Below are 3,110 nucleotides of genomic sequence, written 5' to 3'. Positions count from 1 at the left end.
GATAATGTGCTGGCACACCATCTTGAGACTTACAGTGAAGAGCTTGGCGAGCTGTTTCGCCGAAAAACCCCAAAAACATTCTGAAAATGATGTGGATTGTATTGACTGTTGCCGTATTGGTTTGCGGTCTGCTGTTATGTTGCGTTTATTTACTGTTCAATAAGATTTGTTCACTGAAAAGACAGGTCAGAGAGTTGAATGAGAAAATAGGAATAGCGAACTGTTTTCCCGAATATAGCCGTGTCTATCTGAACGACGCTCCAGTCGGGAAAGGACGCCAGATTCGTATCCGTTGCGGTTTGTATAACAAGGCAAGCCGCCTTATTCCGTTTATGGCTCCCGGCATGAGTGTTTCAGTCTATGTGAGCAATATCGTGGAGGAGCACTTGAAACGCCACAGAGAATTGCTGAAGAATGAACTTGAATGTTTTCTCTATAAGGATTCTTTATGGAAGAACTGATATACTTCTGTGTACGGATTGTCTGTATAGGCTATTTGCTGTACAGCGTGTATGGCTGGAGAAGGCGTATCGAAACTGTTTGTACCCTGCTTTATGGGAAACCTTGCGTGAAGAAGGAAAAGAAAGAAGCTGCCGGAACGGAATCTGCGGTTTCAGATGCAGAAGTGATGGGAAGTACCCGTTATGTCTATCTGGACGAAAATGCCGGAAAGACTGCCGCTCCCTTCATGAGCCAGCCACTTGAAAGGAATTTTATCGGTGAGGAGGAGGATGTGCAGCAGGAAGATGTGGAATGCAACCTTCAGCTGGATAAGATGAAACTCCTGCAGGAAGTCCAGGAAGACCTTGATGCGGAGTCTCCCGAAGTGGAATCCGTATCACCTGTTCTATCCAGCAGGGACATGGAAGTACTCGGCGAATATCTGACACATCAGGATGAAGCCGACCATGAGAAGGCCATGCAGGCAGCGCGTGTCCTGTTCTCCATCAGGCAGACCAGCCTGATTGACGTGTTCCTTTCCAATATGGAGAATTCCGCGATTGTAGAGGAACTGATAGAAAGGTATCTTGACGAGGACGGCAACCCCAAACCTCTTAAAGTAAAGGATGGGAATGAGCCGTCTGACGACTGGCGGAAATATATCTGACACCGATATATTCAGGCATCCCGAAAATCTTTTCGGGATGCTTTTTTTATGTCTGTAAGGCTTCCTGAATGACATCTGATGACATCCGGTGACACCTGATGACGGTGTTGTATCACAGCGGTTTAAGCCTTATATATTTGCAGTCGAATTCAACATTTATGTCAAACCCCAAAATGATTCGACAATGAAGAGAAGAATCCTATTTTCAGTATTGTGTGTGCTGGCAGCGGCAGGTGCCTTCGCACAGGGACAGGGTCTTGCCGGCATCAATGAGGCTACCAGCCTTATGACTTCGTATTTCGATCCGGCCACCAAATTGTGTTATGCCATTGGAGCCGTACTCGGTCTGGTCGGCGGTATCAAGACGTATGGCAAGTTCAGCAGCGGCGATCCCGATACGTCCAAGACTGCAGCGAGCTGGTTCTTCGCCTGCATCTTCCTGATTGTGGCCGCCACCATTCTCCGTTCCTTCTTCCTGTAAGCCATGGATTACCGTATCAACAAAGGAGCAGGCCGTCCGATTGAGTTCAAGGGCTTGAAATCACAGTACCTGTTCTTTTTTGCCGGAGGCCTTGTATCGGTCTTTCTTGCGGTGGTTGTCCTGTATATGGCCGGTGTCAGCCAGCTGGTATGCCTGTCTTTCGGAGCGGTATCCGGTTCCCTGGCCGTATGGCTGACCTTCCGCATGAATGCCCGCTACGGTGAGCACGGGCTGATGAAGATGCTGGCCGAGAAACGCCATCCGCGCTATCTGTCAGCCCGTCGCAGAATATTCAGAGCATTAACCAAAAAGAAGAGAAAGAAATGAGAAGTGTATTGAAGGCCTGTGATCTGGAAGACAGATTCCCGATTCTGGCCGTGGAAAACAACTGCATCGTAAGCAAGGATGCGGACATTACGGTAGCCTTCGAGGTTGAGCTGCCTGAACTGTACACGGTGACGGCGACGGAATACGAAGCCATTCACGGTACCTGGGTAAAGGCCATGAAGGTGCTTCCCAATTATTCGGTCGTGTACAAGCAGGACTGGTTCGTCAAGGAAAACTACCGGAGCGAAGGAGACGGGACGGAAAGTTTCCTGTCCCGCAGCTATGAGCGTCATTTCAACGAACGCCCGTATCTCAGACACCGCTGCTTCCTGTATCTGACAAAGACCAAACGCGAACGTGCCCGTCGCCGCAGTGATTTCAGTACCCTGTGCCGCGGCTATATCCTTCCCAAGGAAATCACGGACTGGGATTCGGTCGTGAAATTCCTGGAGGCGGTGGAGCAGTTCGAGCATATCATGAACGATTCGGGGCATGTCAGGATGAAGCGTCTCAGAACGGAAGAGGTGGTCGGAACGGAAGAATGTCCCGGGCTGATTGAAAGATACCTGACTCTCGGTATGGAGGACACGCACCCCGTATTACAGGACATCTGCCTTGATCCGGAACGTATGCGCATCGGTGACAAACGTCTTTGCCTGCATGTGCTTTCCGATACGGAAGACCTTCCCGGCAGTGTGGGCACGGACATGCGCTATGAGCGCTTATCCACGGACCGTAGCGACTGCCGTCTTTCGTTTGCGGCTCCGGTAGGACTCCTGCTTTCATGCAACCATGTCTATTCGCAGTACGTGTTCATCGATGACGCGCAGGAAATCCTGCAACGCATGGAAAAGACCTCACGCAACATGCTGTCCCTGTCGAAATACAGCCGCAGCAATGCCGTGAACTATGAATGGGCAGAAATGTATCTTGACGAGGCGCATACGAAAGGGCTTGTTCCGGTACGGTGCCACTGTAACGTACTGGCCTGGGCGGAAGACGAGGAAGAGTTAAGGCGTATCAAGAACGATACCGGCAGCCAGCTTGCCCTGATGGGATGCGTACCTCATTACAACACGATAGATACTCCGGTGCTGTACTGGTCTGGTATTCCAGGCAATGCGGGCGATTTTCCGGCTGAGGAAAGTTTCTATACCTTTCTGGAACAGGCTGTCTGCCTGTTTGCTTCGGAAA

Annotated in this window: 5 protein-coding genes; all 5 read left to right on the top strand. The window is 50.3% G+C overall.

From position 1 onward, the window contains the following. Positions 1 to 86 precede the first annotated feature (86 nt). Complete coding sequence (locus I6E11_RS15505; protein WP_120381663.1) at positions 87 to 461, top strand: DUF3408 domain-containing protein; 375 nt, start codon at positions 87 to 89, stop codon at positions 459 to 461. Further along, complete coding sequence (locus I6E11_RS15500; RefSeq protein ID WP_204482779.1) at positions 449 to 1,108, top strand: DUF4122 family protein; 660 nt, start codon at positions 449 to 451, stop codon at positions 1,106 to 1,108. Before I6E11_RS15505 ends, I6E11_RS15500 begins: the two co-directional genes overlap by 13 nt. 184 nt (positions 1,109 to 1,292) lie before the next feature. Further along, positions 1,293 to 1,589, top strand: coding sequence for a DUF4134 domain-containing protein (locus I6E11_RS15495; protein WP_007843736.1), 297 nt, complete (start codon positions 1,293 to 1,295; stop codon positions 1,587 to 1,589). A 3-nt stretch (positions 1,590 to 1,592) separates the two neighbouring features. After that, positions 1,593 to 1,916 carry a DUF4133 domain-containing protein gene (locus I6E11_RS15490; RefSeq protein WP_004326321.1) on the top strand — a complete coding sequence of 108 codons (324 nt, stop codon included), beginning with the start codon at positions 1,593 to 1,595 and terminating at the stop codon, positions 1,914 to 1,916. Next, a partial coding sequence (locus I6E11_RS15485) for a TraG family conjugative transposon ATPase (protein WP_235338798.1) occupies positions 1,913 to 3,110 on the top strand: 1,198 nt, incomplete at its 3' end. The genes I6E11_RS15490 and I6E11_RS15485, both read left to right, overlap by 4 nt.

It is taken from the genome of Bacteroides caecigallinarum (assembly GCF_021531075.1).
Classification (GTDB): Bacteria; Bacteroidota; Bacteroidia; order Bacteroidales; family Bacteroidaceae; genus Phocaeicola; species Phocaeicola caecigallinarum_B.
This window is presented reverse-complemented; position numbering and strand designations above follow the sequence as displayed.

Coding starts and splice junctions, on each gene's coding strand:
- I6E11_RS15505 (WP_120381663.1), top strand. CDS start 87: ATGATGTGGATTGTATTGACTGTTGCCGTATTGGTTTGCGGTCTGCTG.
- I6E11_RS15500 (WP_204482779.1), top strand. CDS start 449: ATGGAAGAACTGATATACTTCTGTGTACGGATTGTCTGTATAGGCTAT.
- I6E11_RS15495 (WP_007843736.1), top strand. CDS start 1,293: ATGAAGAGAAGAATCCTATTTTCAGTATTGTGTGTGCTGGCAGCGGCA.
- I6E11_RS15490 (WP_004326321.1), top strand. CDS start 1,593: ATGGATTACCGTATCAACAAAGGAGCAGGCCGTCCGATTGAGTTCAAG.